The 16,517-nt window shown below is 64.2% G+C and carries 12 protein-coding genes and 1 pseudogene; 5 read left to right on the top strand and 8 right to left on the bottom strand.

Translation table 11 applies throughout. The features are described from left to right. Nucleotides 1-164 precede the first annotated feature (164 nt). From H0241_RS27665 to H0241_RS27655, 3 genes and pseudogenes are all read left to right on the top strand, one after another. The gene (locus tag H0241_RS27665; RefSeq protein ID WP_235984520.1) at nt 165-1,271 is read left to right on the top strand and encodes an efflux RND transporter periplasmic adaptor subunit; all 1,107 of its coding nucleotides are present in this window, start codon (nt 165-167) and stop codon (nt 1,269-1,271) included. Next, complete coding sequence (locus H0241_RS27660) at nt 1,268-4,471, top strand: efflux RND transporter permease subunit (protein ID WP_181060948.1); 3,204 nt, start codon at nt 1,268-1,270, stop codon at nt 4,469-4,471. Before H0241_RS27665 ends, H0241_RS27660 begins: the two co-directional genes overlap by 4 nt. A gap of 53 nt (nt 4,472-4,524) precedes the next feature. After that, a pseudogene (locus tag H0241_RS27655) lies at nt 4,525-5,016 on the top strand (MFS transporter); the annotation flags it as partial. Nucleotides 5,017-5,225: 209 nt separating this feature from the next. Here H0241_RS27655 and H0241_RS27650 read toward each other — a convergent pair. The 8 genes from H0241_RS27650 to hemC form a co-directional block, all read right to left on the bottom strand. Further along, nucleotides 5,226-7,112 (bottom strand): adenylate/guanylate cyclase domain-containing protein, encoded by a 1,887-nt coding sequence (locus H0241_RS27650; RefSeq protein ID WP_181060947.1) that lies wholly within the window; start codon nt 7,110-7,112, stop codon nt 5,226-5,228. 197 nt (nt 7,113-7,309) lie between these two features. Further along, nucleotides 7,310-7,594, bottom strand: a complete 285-nt coding sequence (locus tag H0241_RS36485) for an AMP-binding enzyme (RefSeq protein ID WP_181060946.1) — start codon at nt 7,592-7,594, stop codon at nt 7,310-7,312. Between the two features lie 589 nt (nt 7,595-8,183). Continuing rightward, nucleotides 8,184-8,900, bottom strand: a complete 717-nt coding sequence (locus H0241_RS27640; RefSeq protein WP_181060945.1) for a glutamine amidotransferase — start codon at nt 8,898-8,900, stop codon at nt 8,184-8,186. 14 nt (nt 8,901-8,914) lie between these two features. Then, nucleotides 8,915-9,394, bottom strand: a complete 480-nt coding sequence (locus tag H0241_RS27635) for a tellurite resistance TerB family protein (RefSeq protein WP_181060944.1) — start codon at nt 9,392-9,394, stop codon at nt 8,915-8,917. A 34-nt stretch (nt 9,395-9,428) separates the two neighbouring features. Continuing rightward, nucleotides 9,429-11,042, bottom strand: coding sequence for a heme biosynthesis protein HemY (locus H0241_RS27630; protein ID WP_181060943.1), 1,614 nt, complete (start codon nt 11,040-11,042; stop codon nt 9,429-9,431). Between the two features lie 10 nt (nt 11,043-11,052). Beyond that, nucleotides 11,053-12,519, bottom strand: a complete 1,467-nt coding sequence (locus H0241_RS27625) for a COG4223 family protein (protein ID WP_181060942.1) — start codon at nt 12,517-12,519, stop codon at nt 11,053-11,055. 112 nt (nt 12,520-12,631) lie between these two features. Continuing rightward, on the bottom strand, nt 12,632-13,345 hold the full coding sequence (locus H0241_RS27620) for a uroporphyrinogen-III synthase (protein ID WP_181060941.1): 714 nt from the start codon (nt 13,343-13,345) through the stop codon (nt 12,632-12,634). 1 nt (nt 13,346) lies between these two features. Then, nucleotides 13,347-14,270, bottom strand: coding sequence for a hydroxymethylbilane synthase (hemC, locus tag H0241_RS27615; protein ID WP_181060940.1), 924 nt, complete (start codon nt 14,268-14,270; stop codon nt 13,347-13,349). Nucleotides 14,271-14,390: 120 nt separating this feature from the next. Here hemC and tsaD point away from each other — a divergent pair, with 120 nt between their 5' ends. Together tsaD and H0241_RS27605 are read left to right on the top strand one after the other, a co-directional pair. Then, nucleotides 14,391-15,476, top strand: a complete 1,086-nt coding sequence (gene tsaD / locus H0241_RS27610; protein WP_181060986.1) for a tRNA (adenosine(37)-N6)-threonylcarbamoyltransferase complex transferase subunit TsaD — start codon at nt 14,391-14,393, stop codon at nt 15,474-15,476. After that, entirely contained in the window at nt 15,473-16,489 is a 1,017-nt protein-coding gene (locus H0241_RS27605; RefSeq protein ID WP_181060939.1) for an NAD(P)H-dependent glycerol-3-phosphate dehydrogenase, read from the top strand. The genes tsaD and H0241_RS27605 overlap by 4 nt, the downstream gene beginning before the upstream one ends. Nucleotides 16,490-16,517 lie beyond the last annotated feature (28 nt).

Below are 16,517 nucleotides of genomic sequence, written 5' to 3'. Positions count from 1 at the left end.
CGACGAGAAGCCTTAAGCGTAGAAGCGGATCAACCGACCTCCGGGTCCAGCGAGGGGGGACGCAAATGGACAATGGGCGATTGCATCGCGACGTGGGCGGGCAACCCCGTCGATCCGCCGGCTGGCTTGCCCGCGCCGCTGTGCCGGCGGCATTCCTGCTCGGAATGGCTTTCAGCGGCACCGCATTTGCGCAGGACCAGCAGCTACCCGTGGTGACGGCGGCCAAGCCGGTGGTCCGTGAAATCGTCGAAGACGACGAGTTCGTCGGGCGCTTCGAAGCCGTCGACCAGGTCGCCATCCGTTCGCGCGTCAGCGGCTATTTGGACAAGGTCAGCTTCCAGGACGGCGCGCTGGTCAACAAGGGCGACCTGCTCTTCACCATCGACCAGCGTCCGTACCAGGCGGCTTATGATGCCGCCAAGTCGCAAGTGGACGTAGCCAAGTCCCTGCTCGAATTCTCCAAGATGCAGCTGGATCGCGCCGACGAACTCGCCAAGACCGGCAATATCTCGGCCGCGACGGTCGACGACCGCCGGCGGGAATACCTTTCGGCACAGGCGCAGATGCAGGGCGCAACGGCTGCGCTGACGTCGGCCAGCCTGAACCTGGAATTCACCGAGATCAAGGCGCCCTTGTCCGGCCGCATCGACCGCCGGCTGGTGTCGGTCGGCAACCTCGTGCAGCCGGATTCCACCTTGCTGACGACCATCGTTACCCGCGATCCGATCGACTTCTATTTCGACGTCGATGAGCGCCTCTATTTCAGCTACGCCCGCGACGCGAAGGAGCGTGGCGGCTCGATGCAGGAAGGCGCCGGCGGGCTCGAGGTGGTGGTTCGCGTCGCCGACCGCGCGGAGGCGGTATTCAAAGGCAAGCTCGATTTTGCCGAGAACCGGATCGACAACGCGACCGGCACCATGCGGGTGCGTGCAACGTTTCCCAACGCCGACGGCGTTCTCCAGCCAGGCATGTTCGGGCGCATCAACGTGCCAGGGTCGCTGCCGCATAGCGGCGTGCTGGTGCCCGACGAGGCGATCGGCGCCGATCAGGATCGCCGCATCGTCTTCCTGGTGGATGAGGCCGGGATGGTGTCGGCGAAGCCGGTGCGCACCGGCCCGCTTCTCGACGGCTACCGCGTGATCCGCTCGGGCCTGACCGGCGACGAGACGATCATCGTCAACGGGCTGATGCACGCCAGGCCCGGCACCAAGGTGAAGGTCGAGATGGTGACGTTGCCGCCCAAGGTCGAAACCGCCGGGTTGCCGCAATGAGGTTCGCCCATTTCTTCGTCGACCGTCCGATCTTCGCATCGGTCGTTTCGATCGTCCTGCTGATCCTTGGCGGGATTGCCTATACCCAGCTGCCGGTCGCGCAATATCCCGAGATCGCGCCGCCGACCATCGTCGTTCGCGCGCAGTATCCGGGCGCCGACGCCGAGACGATCGCAGCGACGGTGGCAACGCCGATCGAGCAGGAGATCAACGGCGTCGAGGGCATGCTCTACATGTCGTCCTATTCGTCGGGCGACGGGGCGATGGCGCTGACCATCACCTTCAAGCTGGGCACCGATCTCGACCAGGCGCAGGTGCTGGTGCAGAACCGCGTGTCGGTCGCCGAGCCGCGCCTGCCCGAAGAAGTCCGTCGCCTCGGCATCACCACCATCAAGAGCTCGCCCGACCTGATGATGGTCGTGCACATGTTGTCGCCCGACAATACCTACGACCAGCTCTACGTCTCGAACTACGCCCGCTCGCGGGTGCGCGACATACTGCTCAGGTTGGACGGCGTCGGCGACCTCATCATTTTCGGCGAACGCGAATATTCGCTGCGCATCTGGCTCGATCCGGAAAAACTGTCCGCCCTGGGGATGACCTCGGGCGATGTGGTGCAGGCGCTGCGCGACCAGAACGTCCAGGTGTCGGGCGGCTCGATCGGCGCGCCGCCGACCAACATGGGCACGGCGTTCCAGTACACGGTCACCACGCAAGGCCGCTTCAACGACGCACGCGACTTCCGGTACGTGATCGTCAAATCGACCGACGACGGCCGCCTGATCCAGCTGCAGGACGTGGCGCGCATCGAGCTCGGCGCCAAGGATTACGTCACCAACTCCTATCTCAACGGCAAACCGGCGGTGGCGCTCGCCATCTTCCAGCGGCCGGGCACCAATGCGCTCGCCGCAGCCGCGGAGATCCAGGACAAGATGAAGGAGCTTTCCCAGGATTTCCCGAAGGGGTTGAGCTACGATATCGTCTACAATCCGACCGAGTTCGTCGCCGAGTCGATCCAGGAGGTCTACAAGACGATCCTCGAGGCGATGGTGCTGGTCATCATCGTCATCATCGTCTTCCTGCAATCGTGGCGCATGGCGATCGTGCCGATCGTGGCGATTCCCGTGTCGCTGATCGGCACGCTGGCGGTGCTTTACGCCGCAGGCTTCTCGCTCAACATGCTGACGCTGTTCGGCCTCGTTCTGGCGATCGGCATCGTCGTCGACGATGCCATCGTCGTGGTCGAAAACGTCGAGCGCAATATTGCCAGAGGGCTGGCGCCCAATCCGGCGGCGCATCTGACCATGGACGAAGTCGGCACGGCGGTCATCGCGATCTCGCTGGTGCTGATCGCCGTGTTCGTACCGACAGCCTTCATCCCCGGCATTTCCGGGCAGTTCTACCTGCAGTTTGCGATCACCATCGCGGTGTCGACGGCGATCTCGGCATTCAATTCGCTGACGCTTTCGCCGGCGCTGGCCGCACTCCTGTTCAAGCCGCACCACACTGCTGCGACGCCGCCGCGCTTTTTCCTGGCGCGGTTCGGACAGTCGCTCGCCGACGGCTTCAATCGAGGCTTCGACCGGCTCGCCCATTGGTATTCGAGCATCGTGCGCGTGCTGGTCGGCTCGCGGATAGCGATCGCCGCCATGCTGACCGTTTTCGTGGCCCTCATCTGCGCCACGGTCTACATGGTGCAGACGGTGCCGCGCGGTTTCATTCCGTCGCTCGACCAGGGCTATGCGATCGTCGTCGTCCAGCTGCCGGATGGCGCCTCGCTGTCGAGGACCGATGCGGTCATCCAGCAGGCGTCGCAGATCATCCAGAAAACCCCAGGCGTCGACTACGCGGTCGCCTTCGCCGGCTTCTCCGGCGCGACCTTCACCAACGCCAGCAACGCGGGCGTGATCTTCGCCAGGTTCAAGCCGTTTGACGAGCGCCTGAAAGAAGGCCAGTCGGCGACCCAGGTCATCGGCAATCTGTTCGGCGGCCTGCAAAGCATCAAGGAGGCCTTCATTATCGCACTGCCGCCGCCACCGATCCGCGGCGTCGGCAATGCCGGCGGCTTCAAGCTGCAGATCCAGGAACGCAACAGCGCCGACATGCGGCAGATCCTGGCGCTTGCCTACGAAATCGCCGGCAAGGCCAACAAGACGCCGGGGCTGACGGGCGTGTTCACCACCTTCTCCGCGTCGAGCCCGCAATTCTTCCTGGCGATCGATCGCGACAAGGCGCGCATCCTGAACGTGCCTATCCCCAACATCTTCGAGACGCTGTCGATCAATTTGGGCACCGCCTACGTCAACGACTTCAACGCTTTCGGGCGCGTCTACCAGGTGCGGGCGCAGGCCGACCAGGCGTTCCGCCTCGATCGCGCCGACATCTTGAAACTGAAGGTGCGCTCGGCGACCGGCGCGCTGGTTCCGCTCGGCACGTTGATCGAGATCCGCGACGTCACCGGCCCGGCGCTGGTCCAGCGCTACAACATGTACGTCTCGGTGCCGCTGCAGGGCAACGCCGCGCCCGGCGTTTCCACGGGCGACGCGCTGGCATTGATGGAAGGGATCACGGCAAAGACGCTGCCGGCCGGTACCTCCTATGAATGGACCGAGCTCGCCTACCAGGAGCGCAACACCGGCAATGCCGCTGTCTATATCTTCGGACTGTCGGTGCTGTTCGTCTTCCTGGCACTGGCGGCGCAATATGAAAGCTGGGTGCTGCCGTTCGCCATTGTGCTGGTGGTGCCGCTCGGCGTGCTCGCGGCGTTGCTCGGCGTGTCTTTGCGAGGGCTGGACAACAACATCCTCGTGCAGATCGGCCTCATCGTGCTGATCGGGCTTGCCGCCAAGAACGCGATCCTGATCGTCGAATTCGCGCGGCAGGCGCAGGAACGCGGCCTGTCGGCCGCCGAGGCTGCCGTCGAAGCCTGCCGGCTCAGGCTGCGGCCGATCCTGATGACCGCCTTCTCGTTCATCCTGGGCGTCGTGCCGCTGATGATCGCAACAGGCCCGGGCGCGGAAATGCGCCAGTCGCTCGGCACCGCGGTGTTCTCCGGCATGCTCGGCGTCACATTCGTCGGCCTGTTCCTGACGCCGGTGTTCTACGTCACGCTCAGGTCGCTGTTTTCACGGCGCAAGCCCCGTGCCGAGGCCGAGCCTTCGGGGCCGGCAGAGGCGCCATCGCAGACGGCCGCCGAGTAGGGTTACGAATTCACCGCGTCGGGCGCGGCTTATCACTCCAGAAAATCGGCGCGGCGCGCGATATTCTGGAGCTCGGCCCCTGGAGCCTCGGCCTCTTACGCTCGGCACCCGGCATCGGCGCCATCTGTGTTGCGGTCTGGCTCGCCGGGCACCCGCTGCGCGACAATGCCGGCAAGATCATGCTCGGCTTCGTGGCAGGTTTCGGCGCTTTCACCGTGCTGTTCGGCGTTTCCACCATCACCTGGCTTTCGATCCTGGCTCTTGCAGGCCTCGGCGCCACCGACATGTTCAGCGTCTATATCAGGGAGACGCTGATCCAGCTGTGGACGCCCGACGAGGTGCGCGGCCGCGTCAACGCCGTCAACCAGGTCTTCGTCGGCGCCTCCAACGAAGTCGGCGAATTCCGCGCCGGCACCATGGCGGCGCTGATCGGTACAGTGCCGGCAGTGGTGATCGGCGGCATCGGCGCGCTTGCCGTCGCTTGTCTATGGGCGGTGCTGTTCCCGCAATTACGAAGGGTGCGGCATCTCAACAGCCGCAACTGATCGAGCGCTGGATCCAGGCCGCTGGATCCAGCGCTCGGACCAATCAGCTTGCGCGGCTGAGAGGGGGGCCGGCGGCAGACTGGCAGCTTCTGACGCTACGAACGCAAAAGCGGACATTCACGTCGGCGTGGGCTGCTCTCCTATGGCTGCTCGGAGTCGACTTAAGTTTGAGCTTCGTTGGCAGAGCCGTCCATATCCGATGATCCGGCTCAAGCCGGGTCCGTTAGGGGCGCCAACTGCCCAGCAAAAACGGCGAACATTTCCTGAAAGCGGGGATAGCCGCGAATGGGATCGAGGTCAGGTTCTTTGTCGAACCAGGCTCGCTGATACCAAGTGCTGGTAGGAAGTATTCTCTCAATAAAGTCCAACGCTTCTTCGTGATCGCCCATCACGGAATACGCGCACGCGACATTGAACTGGGCGACAAGATCGTCCGGCTCGACAAGCAAGGCGCGCGCGGCCCACTCCCTTGCCCTTTCGCGTTCGCCGAGATACGCGAGCAAAATCGCCCCGCGGTGTGCGGGACCAGCATTTTCCGGATGCAGTTTGAGTACGCCTTCGGCCAGTTCGATTCCTTTGCGCGCCCACCGTTCGGCATCCCCGAACTGCCCGATCCGGCGAAGTGTCGTTGCCACGAACATCGCGGAAACATAGTCGTCGGAACGAATTTCTGCGGCACGCTCGAAATATTCGGCAGAATACTGGAAGCTGCCTTGCAGATAGAAGTAGCGCGCATAGAAGAAATTTGCCTCATAGGAGTTGGGATCCAGCGCCAGAGCCTGCTGAAGGGCAACGACAGATTCTTCAAGACGCCCATCGTGCATGAGCGCCAGGCCGAGCGAAGCATGTGCCTCTGCGAGCCCGGGATCGAGCGAGACCGCTTTGGCGCTCATTTTCGCGATGGCCTCCAATGAAACCGCCTCTGAGTGCCATACGAGCATTGCAGAGTCACAATCGGCAATGCCCGCGTATGCGCGAGCGTAGTTGGGATCCAGTGCCACCGCCATGGCGAACATCCGGCGCGCCATACTCAGGTAGGACTTGGTCCATTCGCGGAAGAATTCCCGTCCTCTGAGATAGTAGGTGTAGGCCTCCACATTCACAGTCGGCGTCCGTTCGATCGCCGTCTTCTCCTCGGGCAGCAGCCTGACCTTGAGTTGCTCGACAATCGTGTGGGTGATCTCGTCCTGAATTGCGAAGATGTCGGTCAGGTCGCGGTCGTAGCGATCTGCCCAAATATGCGCGCCATCTTTCCCATCGATGAGCTGCCCAGTCACTCGCACGCGGTGGCCAGCTTTGCGAACGCTGCCTTCCAACACGTATCTAACACCGAGTTCCTGCGCAGCCCGCTGCACCTCGATCGGTTTGCCCTTGTAGGTGAACACTGTATTGCGGGCGACAACGTGCAATCCGGACACTTTCGACAGATCGGTTATGATGTCCTCGGTGATGCCGTCGGAGAAATACTCCTGCTCGGGGTCACCACTCATATTATTGAAAGGCAATACAGCTACTCGCGGCCTCTCGTCGTGCGTGTTCACGGGGGCACGCATTTCGCGATGCTGGCCTCCCGGCGGAGTAGCGCCAATCGAGACATTGTGGATACGAACCGGCTTGGCAATGTTCTTCAGCGACTGTTCACCCATATCTTCGAACACGAGCCCGAGTCGAGTTCCGACATGATCCCGAACAGAATCCGAAACGGAGATGCCGCCGGGCTCAGCGCACGCCTCGAGTCGCGCGGCCAGGTTGACGCCGTCGCCGAAGATGTCGCCGTCTTCGACAATCACATCTCCCAGATTAACGCCAATGCGGAACTCGACACGGCGGTCGTAGGGCATATTTTGATTTCGTTGCCTCATACCGCGCTGAATTTCCACCGCACAAGCGAGGGCATTTACGACGCTGGGAAATTCAACGAGGTAGCCATCACCTGTATTTTTGACAACGCGCCCCTGATGATCTGCAATGGCCGAACTCAACAACTCCACTCGTATACGGCCTAACGTATCCAGTGTGCCTTCCTCATCAAGGCCCATGAGGCGCCCATAGCCCACCACATCGGCTACGAGAATGGCGGCTAGCTTGCGTTCCATCTGGCCCTCAGCAGTCGAGCTTCAACCAGACGCACCGTATCTCTTTGTTGCGAGCAAGTCGTGCGGATCGTTCTGAACACCGTGCGCGGACCCTCCAAGACGCTGGGCAATCTCACCGCCGCACTAATAGCACGAGAATAACAAGCCGCGGCGGGTGAACTCAGTCCTTGTTGTCAAGCTGTTTCAAGCCGCCACCGTCACTCCGATGACGATCGCATCCAGCTCTCATTTGGTTCCGATTTCAAAAGGCGCTCCGCCAACGCCTTCAGTACCACCCGATTAACCTTATCCGTTGCGCTGAGGGGCATCTCATCGAGTACGAAAACGCTCTCCGGTGCCTTGTAGCCAACGCTGGCGTGAGCGAAATGGATAAGCTCCTGCGGGGTTGGCTGGGCGGCACCTTGCTTGAAAGTTACGAACGCGTGGACATTTTCGCCATGGACGGGGTCAGGAACCCCAACAAGGTCAGCAACGGCCGGCATAAGGCGCAGAGCGGTCTGCCTCCTCGCCCGTAGCAAGGGAGCCGGTGACGCACCTGAGTTGGCGGATTATATCTACCGACTGCCGTTCCCACCTCCGTGGTCGCGAAAGCGAACCTTTCCTTATAGGGCTTCGTAGAGTTCCAACGGCAATCCAGGGTCGCTGAAAAAGGTAAACCGTTGGTCTGTATATGGGTCGATCCGAATTGGCCCAACGGTAACGCCGGCGGCTTCCATACGTCGATGCGCTGGATGCCGCCGGCATCTCTCACCGCGTCTATGGCGTGACCGCGACCTGCAGTGCGCCCGCCGAGAAGAAGGTCTAGGTAGGCGCTCTCACGTCCGCTCGAGCCTTCGGCCAAACTCGGACTCAACCCTCTACCGAGCTCATGGCTGGCATGGACTTCGAGGCGTTATGCTGGCGAGTAGCATATCTGGCCGGCAGCAATAGGTCCGCTTGTGGTGGAGGGAACAAAGATAGAGGACGTTGAACTTCCAATGTCCGCTATAGGCGCAAAGCAGTCGTCCACGCCTCGGCAGACGTAAGTCTTCTTGGGTCAAGCTCGGCCATTCAGAGTAATTGGATTTTACTCTATCCCTCGGTAGGCTTGCCGAAGATCACGCCCAGAAATTCGGCGAGCCAGCGCTTGAGGTGCATGTCCCAGATCAGCCGGCCGCCGAGATGGTCGCGGCCGGGCTGCGCGCCGGGCAATTCGAAACGGTGCGCGCCGCGCACCACCCAGCGCTGCATCATCATCCTGGTCAGCTCGCCATGGAATTGGATGCCCCAGGCATTGTCGCCATAGCGAAAAGCCTGGTTGGGATAGGCTTCGGCGGTCGCCAGCAGCGTCGCATCCCTGGGCAACGAAAAGCCTTCGCGGTGGAACTGGTAGACCATGTCGGGCCAGTGCATCAGCTTTTTACCGGCTTCGGTCGGCTTCAGCGGATACCAGCCGATCTCGACCAGCCCCTCGTCATGACCCTCGACCTTGCCGCCGAGATGGTTGGCCAGCATCTGCGCGCCAAGGCAGATGCCGAGGAAGGGCCGGTTCTCGCGCAGCGGTACGTTCAGCCAGTTGGTCTCGCGGCGGACGAACTCATCCTCGTCATTGGCGCTCATCGGCCCGCCGAACACCACCGCACCGGCATGCCCTTCCAGCGTTTCCGGCAGGCTGTCGCCCAGCGGCGGCCGGCGGATGTCGAGATCGAAACCTTCCTCGAGCAGCATGTGGCCGACCCGGCCGGGGCTCGAAGTCTCCTGATGCAGCACGATCAGGATTTTCGGTTTCGACCTTGGAGCTGGCGGCATGAAAAGGCGGGATCCTATTCGTCGCTCGACGTTCCGCTGGCGCCGGGCGCGGCGGCCGCCGCCTTGCGGCGCGCCTCGATCCGGTCTTGGCGTTCGACGCCGATCAGTTCGGCGACGCGCCAGACGGTGTTGTCTTCCAGCTCATGCAGTTCGCCGTCGGCATAGACGATCTCCCACATCAGGCCAATGAAGGCCTTGCGAGCATCGGCGTCAAGATGGCGTTTCAACACGCTGGTGAAGGCATAGAGGTCGATCGCCTCATTGTCGGCGCGCTCACCGGCGGCGGCCAGCGCATCGAGTTCGTCGCCGCTGATCGAATAGCTTTCCGCCAGCACTTGCTTGAACCGCTCCCATTCGACGTCCTGACGCACGCCGTCGGCGTTCATCACATGATAGAGAAGGGCAGATGCCGCAACGCGCGGATCGTCCGCGTTGGCGCGGGCGCCGGCACCGCTCGGCAAGTCCTTCAGAAATGAGAGAACGCGTTCGAACATCAAATTATTCCAATCGGCCAACGGGCCTATCACATCAAAACAGGCGGAAGCGGCGCGGTGACTTCTCCGCTTCCTCATCGGGATCGACGCCGGGGTCGTCGGGCAGCCGGGCAAGTTCCTCCGCCGGCTCGACGGCTTCGGCATCGGTCGGCACAGCGGCAAAGGCGGCGGCGGTGACCGGCGTAACCAGGTCCTCGCCGCTTTCCGCTGCGGCTCCGGTCGTTACTGGCGTCTTGCCGGCGGAAACAGCCGGGTGATAGATCACGTCGGCAGGCTTTTCCTTGACCGATACGACTGGCGCGGCAATTGCCGGCACTTCGGCCCCCGGCGTGCCCTCATGGCTATCGATGAGCTGGCCGAGCCGCTCCATCGGCGCGCGCCAGGCGAAGGCGTCGAGCTTGCCGCTGACCGGCGACACCGGAGCCCAGCGTTCGGAGACGACGCCGTCGGCGACCCAGGCCGGATCGCGCGGCGCTCTGACCGCCTTGGACAGCAATTGCCGGATCTTGCCCTGGTCGCCGGTCTCGGCCTCCTCGATATCGGCCAGAAGCAGGTAGGCGCCTTCCCGGCGATCCATGCGGATCGCCGCTTCCGCCTCGCGGCGGGCGGTGGAAAAATCCTGCGCGTCGAGCGCGGCGCGCGCCACCGTCATCGACGATTCGGCGTTGTTGCGCTTCAGCTCCTGCAGCTTCTTCGCCCGGTTGAGGCGATCGACCACCGCATCGCCCGGCCTTGCATGGGTGTAGAGCTCGGCGATCTCCGGATGCGGCTCCGCCTTCCAGGCGGCTTCGAGGATCTTGGAGCCTTTGCGCACATCGTTCTGCTTGAACAGAAGATTGGCCGCGGCAACCGCGGCCGGCGCGAAATCGGGCGCAAGCTTGTTGGCCTCGACTGCCGCTGTCTTCGCCGCATTGGGATCGCTGTCGGTCAGCGCCTGCGCCTTGGCGGTCAAAAGCACGGCGCGGCGGCGGTTGGCGGCGTCGCGTTCGATCTGGCGCGTCGACTTCTGCGCCTCGACCAGCTTCAGCGCACCGTCCCAGTCACCGCGCCCGGTCAAATCTTCCAGCGTCGATTCGGCGGCCCAGGCCAGTTGCGGCGCCACGGCAGCGGCGCGGCCGGCATAGTGGCGCGCCGCGTTGCGGTCGCCGAGCCGCTCGGCTTCGAGATAGAGCCCGCGCAGTCCGAGCAGCCGCATTTCGGGATCGTCGAGCATGGCCTCGAATTTTTCGCGAGCACCCTCATGGTCGCCTTCGAGCAGCGACGCCTGCGCTTCCAAGAGATGGATCAGCGGTTCCTGATCGGATCGGATCAGCTTGGCCGCTTCCTTGGTCTTCTTGCGCGCCAGTGCGCCATCGCCGGCGCCGGCGGCGATCATGCCGGTCGACAGCGCCTGGTAACCGCGGTCGCGGCGGCGGACGCGGAAATAGCGCGAGATCGTGTAGGGGCTGTTCCATAGCGACTTGATCAGCCACCAGACGATCATCACCGCGGCGACGACGGCGACGATGGCCACCGCCGCCACCATCAGGCTGACCTGATACTGGTAGCCATTGAAGGTGACGACCATCTCGCCGGGGCGGTCGGCCAGCCAGGCAAAGCCCAGGCCGAGCGCGAAGACAGCGGCGAGAAAGATGAGAATGCGGATCATCGTGTCGTCCTCATGCCTTCATCGCACCTGCAATCAGCGCGTCGACCTGCGTCTCGACCTCGATGCGCGCCTTCAGTTTGCCGGCAAAGTCGGCGCCCGCCGCCTTCACCGTCTCCGGCAGTGTCTCATATTCGCTGAGCGCCTTGGCGTAGTCGCCCTGATTGACCGCCACCTCCATGCGCGCCACGGTTTCGGGCGCGCCGGCGCCTTCGACGGCGCCGATCGGCCGCACCTTGACCAGCGATTCGGCGCTCGACAAAAGGTTCTGGAAGAAGCCGGCATTTTCGTCGACCGGCGTCGCGGCAGCGACCATCGCATTGGCGGCAGCATCGGCCTCGCCGGCGATTTCGGTGCGGGTGGGAACGCCCTTTTCGGCATAAGGGCGCAGCGCCGCAATCTGCGGCGCATCGGGTGAGATCGCCGCGAAAGTTTCCAGCTCGGCGGCGAATGGCGCGCCGCGATCGAGCGCGGCCTTCAGGGCCGACGCGGCGATGGCCATGGCGATCTTCGGCTGCGACGCCTGCGCATCGACCTTGCCGGAGAGCTGCGTCACCGACTGTTCAAGTGCAGCGATCTTGCCTTCCTGCGCCTTGGCCGCCTCGTCGGCCGATTTCACCAGCGCATCGAGACTCGAAAGCTTTTCGTTGAGCGGCGCGAGATCGACCGGGGCCGTGCTGCCGGCCTGGCCGAGGGCGGCAACCGCCGTCTCGATCTGCTTGACCTTGTCGCCAAGCGCGGCAAGCCCGGCATTGTCGCCGGCGCCGCCTTTTTCGACCGCCGATTTCAGCGATGCGACATCGGCCTTGACCTGATCCAGCGCCGACGACAGCCCGTCTACCTTGGCCGTTGCGGCGCCATTGCCGCTGGCTTCCCTGAGGTCGGCGATTTCGCTCTTCAGCGAAGCGATCTCGCCATTGACGCCGTCGAGCGAGACCGCGCCACCGCCCGACCCCGGAGTGCCGAGCACGCCGGCAAACTGTAGCCCGCCGGCGGCGGCCAGCGCGATGACACCGCCAATGATGCCGGCAGCAATACCGCTCGTGCGCTTCGGTTGCGCTGCCATGGGCTGGTTCCTGGCTGTCTTTGGCGTTTCCCCAGGTTCGCCCTGCTTCGGCGAGGCATCCTCGAAACTGTACTCGGAGGTTCCGGCGCGCGGCGGCGCGTCCGAGGCGGCGGGATAAGGCTGCTCGGCTTGCGCAGAGACCTTGGCATCGGCGTTCTCCGGCGCCGCCGCGTCAGAATGCTCCCACGGCTCGAGATCGGTCTGGTCGGCATGGACGGGCTCGTCAGGCGTCTCTGCCTGCGCATCAGCCACGGCAGCCGCCTCCTCGGCCGCGACCGATTCGGCCGGGGCCTCGACTTCATCCGCCTTGGCTGCATCCGCATCGACAATGCGCGAGACGGCGCCGGGCTCGAGTTCGATGGTCACCGGCTCGCGGCGGCTTTTCGAATGTCGCATCTTCGGCGTCTTGACCATGCCTGGGCTCCGCAATCCTGCTTCGTCTCGGCGCCTGACGGCGCGTGATGGTTTGAAAAATGGTCTAGCACATCATCATCAGGTGAAAAGGGGCGGCGTGATGACACGGGGCTCAGTCGCCGCCGTGCAACAGCTCAAGCAGCGCCTCCTCAAGCGGTTCCCGTGCAACACGGATATTTTTGCCGGCGACATCGCCGAACGCAGACGCTATGCGCCCGGAGAGGGCAAAAGCCTGCGTCTTTTCAAAGAGATCGCGCAGTTCCGCCCGGTTAGCCAAGGCCAACAACGCTGCCGCCGCCTTGGCTGAATAGAGCAGCACCGCATCGACCGGCTGACCGGACAGGCGCGCACGGATTTCATCATCGGAATAGTTCAGTGAGACAGTGTCATAAGTTTCGATGGCGCGGACCTCGACGCCGGCCTCTCGCAGCCGCGCCTCGAAGGCCGGAAACCGCACGCGCCCTGTGAGATAGACGATCGCCTTCCCGGAAAGGCCGGCGGCAATCGCCTCGCCCAGCTTCTCGGCGTCGCCCGGCCCTTCACTGACCGCCAAAAACCCTGCCGCACGCGCCGCTTCAGCCGTCCTGTGGCCGACCGCATGGCAAGGCAAGGCAGCAAGCGCGGAAATGAGCTCTTTCGGCGCATGGCGCACGGCATTGGCGCTGGTGATTGCAACAGCCGCGACGTTGTCGCCTGCTGCGTTTGAAGCGACTGGCAGCGTCACCGTTTCGGTCAGCGGCAAAAGAACCGGCTCAAAACCCAGCTCCTGCAGCCCCCGCATGGTGCGCGACGCCCCGGGTTGCGGCCGCGTCACCAGGACACGCATGTCAGACCCAGCCGTCGAAGAAGGTTTCGCCGGCCTTGACCCGTACCATCCTGGCAGCGTCCGTGCCGATGTCAGCGGCATCCAGAGCCAGGCCTTCGGCCTTGACCTCATGCGATTGCGTGCCATCGGGCGAAATGATCAGCCCGGCGAAAACCAATTTTCCGCCCGCAACAGTCGCATAGCCGGCGATCGGCGTGCGGCAGGAGCCGTCGAGCGCCGCCAGAAAGGCGCGCTCGCAGGCCAGCGCCTGGCCCGTTGGCACGTCGTGGATGGCCTCCAGCATCTTTTCGACCTCGCGATCACCGATGCGGGTCTCGATGCCGATCGCGCCTTGCCCCGGCGCCGGCGGAAACGCGTCCAGCGGCATCAGGTCGGTGACGACATGGCCGAGCCCGAGCCGTTTCAGCCCGGCATGGGCGAGGATAGTGCCTTCGGCGACGCCTTCTTCCAGTTTACGCAGCCTCGTCTGCACATTGCCGCGGAACATCACGACATCAAGGTCCGGCCGCATGCGTCGGATCAGCGCCTGGCGCCGCAGCGATGACGAGCCGACCTTGGCGCCGTGCGGCAGGTCGATGATCCTTTTCGCCGCCTTGCCGATGAAGGCATCGCGCGCATCCTCGCGCGGCAGGAAGGCGGAGAGTTCAAGCCCGTCCGGCAGCACCGTCGGCATGTCCTTGGAGGAATGGACGGCGATGTCGATCGTGCCGGCCAGCAGCGCCTCTTCGATCTCCTTGGTGAACAGCCCCTTGCCGCCGGCTTCCGACAGCGGCCGGTCCTGGATGCGGTCACCGCTGGTCGAGATGACGACGACCTCGAACGCTTCCGCCGGCATGCCGTGCGTTTCCATCAGCCGCGCTTGCGTTTCATGCGCCTGCGCCAAGGCCAGCGGGCTGCCGCGTGTTCCGATTTTCAAAGTTTGCATGGCGCGCGGTCCGTGATAACCCCCGGCTGGCTTTGCGTTTCCGGCACTCTCCCTAACGAGGCCCGCCTCTACTAACTAGGAAAGTCCGGCGACACAATCTCTGGAGACAGCGACGAATTGATCCGCGTTCTGGGCATTGAGACGAGTTGCGACGAGACCGCCGCCAGCGTGGTGACGCTGGACGGCGCTTCCGCGCCTGTCATCGCGTCCGACATCGTGCTCAGCCAGATCGAGGAACATGCCGCCTTTGGCGGCGTCGTGCCGGAGATCGCAGCGCGCGCCCACGTCGAAGCGCTGGACGGCATTGTCGAGGCTGCCCTTGCCGATTCGGGCATCGCCCTTGCCGATATTGACGCCATTGCCGCCACTGCCGGCCCCGGCTTGGTCGGCGGGCTGATCGTCGGCCTGATGACCGCCAAGGCGATTGCCGCGGCCGCCGGCAAGCCGCTGATCGCCATCAACCATCTCGAAGGCCATGCGCTGACCGCAAGGCTGACCGACGGGCTCGACTTTCCCTATCTGCTGCTGCTGGTTTCCGGCGGCCATACCCAGATCGTCGCCGTGCGCGGCGTCGGCGACTACCAGCGCTGGGCGACCACCATCGATGACGCGCTCGGCGAAGCTTTCGACAAGACGGCGAAAATGCTCGGCCTGCCCTATCCCGGCGGTCCGAATGTCGAGAAAGCTGCGGCCACGGGCGATGCGACGCGATTTGCCTTTCCACGGCCGATGAAAGGCTCGGCGCAGCCTGATTTCTCTTTCTCCGGCCTCAAGACCGCCGTACGCCAGGCGGCTACGGCCATCCAACCGCTGAGCGAGCAGGACGTCGCCGACATCTGCGCTTCGTTCCAGGCGGCGGTGGCCGATGCGCTGGGCGACCGCGTGGCCCGCGCGCTTGCCCGCTTCCGCCAGGAATTTCCCGACAAGACCACGCCCTCGCTGGTCGTCGCCGGTGGCGTCGCCGCCAACAGCACGATCAAGGCGACGCTGCAGAAGCAGTGCGCCGAGGCCGGCTTCGCCTTCGTCGCGCCGCCGCTGAAACTGTGCACCGACAATGCGGCGATGATCGCCTGGGCCGGCATTGAGCGGTTGCGGGCTGGGCTGTCGCAAGAGAACGGCTTCGATTTCGTGCCGCGTTCGCGCTGGCCGCTGGACAGCATTTCGGCGCCGATGGTCGGCTCCGGCCGGCGCGGAGCGAAAGCATGAGCGCCAGCAAGACAAGCGGCAGGGACAAAACCGGCTGGCGCGTTGCCGTGCTCGGCGGCGGCGCCTGGGGCACCGCGCTGGCGCTGGCCATGCTGCGCGCCGATCACGATGTCCGGCTCTACGCACGCGACGACGAAACGGTCGCCGCTATTCGTGATGGCGAGAATCCGCGTTATCTCCCCGGCATCGCCATCGAGCCCGGCATCGCGGCCACGAGCGATATCGGCACCGCCCTGACTGACGCCGATTGCGTGCTGGCCGTGGCACCGGCGCAAGCGCTGCGCGCCATGCTGACGACGGCAAGGCCCCATATGCCGAAGGGCATCCCGCTGGTTCTCTGCGCCAAGGGCATCGAACGCGATACCGGCGCGCTGCTGTCGGCGATCGTCGAAGACATGCTGCCGGGCACTCCGATCGCGGCCCTGTCCGGCCCGAGCTTTGCCACCGATGTCGCCAGGGGCCTGCCGACCGCAGTCGTGGTCGCCGCTCGTGAGGAAGCCTTGGCGGCGGAGCTTGCCGCCCGCTTTTCGGCGCAAAACCTGCGCTGCTATTCCAGCGACGACCTGATCGGCGTCGAGATCGGTGGCGCGCTGAAGAATGTCTTCGCCATCGCCGCAGGTGCCGTCACCGGCGCCGGGCTCGGCGCCAGTGCCCAGGCCGCCATGGTGACGCGCGGCTTCGTCGAACTGCGCCGCATCGGTGCGTCCTTCGGCGCCAGGCCGGAAACGCTGATGGGGCTTTCCGGCCTCGGCGATTTGCTGCTCACTTGCTCGTCCACCCAATCGCGCAATTTCGCCTACGGCTTGGCCTTGGGACAAGGCAAACCCTTGGCCGGACTTCCGCTCGCCGAAGGCGTCCCGACGGCGGCGATCGCCGCCCGCATCGCCACCGAGCGCGGCATCGACGCGCCGATTATCACTGCTGTATCGGCGATACTGGATGGCACGATCACCATTCGGCAGGCTGTGACGGCATTGATGACCCGGCCGCTGAAGACCGAAACCGATATCTAGAGCAATTCCAGGAAAAGTGTGCGCGGTT

The organism is Mesorhizobium neociceri (genome assembly GCF_013520985.1).
GTDB classification, from domain to species: Bacteria; Pseudomonadota; Alphaproteobacteria; order Rhizobiales; family Rhizobiaceae; genus Mesorhizobium; species Mesorhizobium neociceri.
This window is presented reverse-complemented; position numbering and strand designations above follow the sequence as displayed.

Excerpts from the sequence above, each read along its gene's own strand:
- H0241_RS27665 (WP_235984520.1), top strand. The coding sequence starts at position 165 with ATGGCTTTCAGCGGCACCGCATTTGCGCAGGACCAGCAGCTACCCGTG.
- H0241_RS27660 (WP_181060948.1), top strand. The coding sequence starts at position 1,268 with ATGAGGTTCGCCCATTTCTTCGTCGACCGTCCGATCTTCGCATCGGTC.
- H0241_RS27650 (WP_181060947.1), bottom strand. The coding sequence starts at position 7,112 with ATGGAACGCAAGCTAGCCGCCATTCTCGTAGCCGATGTGGTGGGCTAT.
- H0241_RS36485 (WP_181060946.1), bottom strand. The coding sequence starts at position 7,594 with ATGCCGGCCGTTGCTGACCTTGTTGGGGTTCCTGACCCCGTCCATGGC.
- H0241_RS27640 (WP_181060945.1), bottom strand. The coding sequence starts at position 8,900 with ATGCCGCCAGCTCCAAGGTCGAAACCGAAAATCCTGATCGTGCTGCAT.
- H0241_RS27635 (WP_181060944.1), bottom strand. The coding sequence starts at position 9,394 with ATGTTCGAACGCGTTCTCTCATTTCTGAAGGACTTGCCGAGCGGTGCC.
- H0241_RS27630 (WP_181060943.1), bottom strand. The coding sequence starts at position 11,042 with ATGATCCGCATTCTCATCTTTCTCGCCGCTGTCTTCGCGCTCGGCCTG.
- H0241_RS27625 (WP_181060942.1), bottom strand. The coding sequence starts at position 12,519 with ATGGTCAAGACGCCGAAGATGCGACATTCGAAAAGCCGCCGCGAGCCG.
- H0241_RS27620 (WP_181060941.1), bottom strand. The coding sequence starts at position 13,345 with ATGCGTGTCCTGGTGACGCGGCCGCAACCCGGGGCGTCGCGCACCATG.
- hemC (WP_181060940.1), bottom strand. The coding sequence starts at position 14,270 with ATGCAAACTTTGAAAATCGGAACACGCGGCAGCCCGCTGGCCTTGGCG.
- H0241_RS27605 (WP_181060939.1), top strand. The coding sequence starts at position 15,473 with ATGAGCGCCAGCAAGACAAGCGGCAGGGACAAAACCGGCTGGCGCGTT.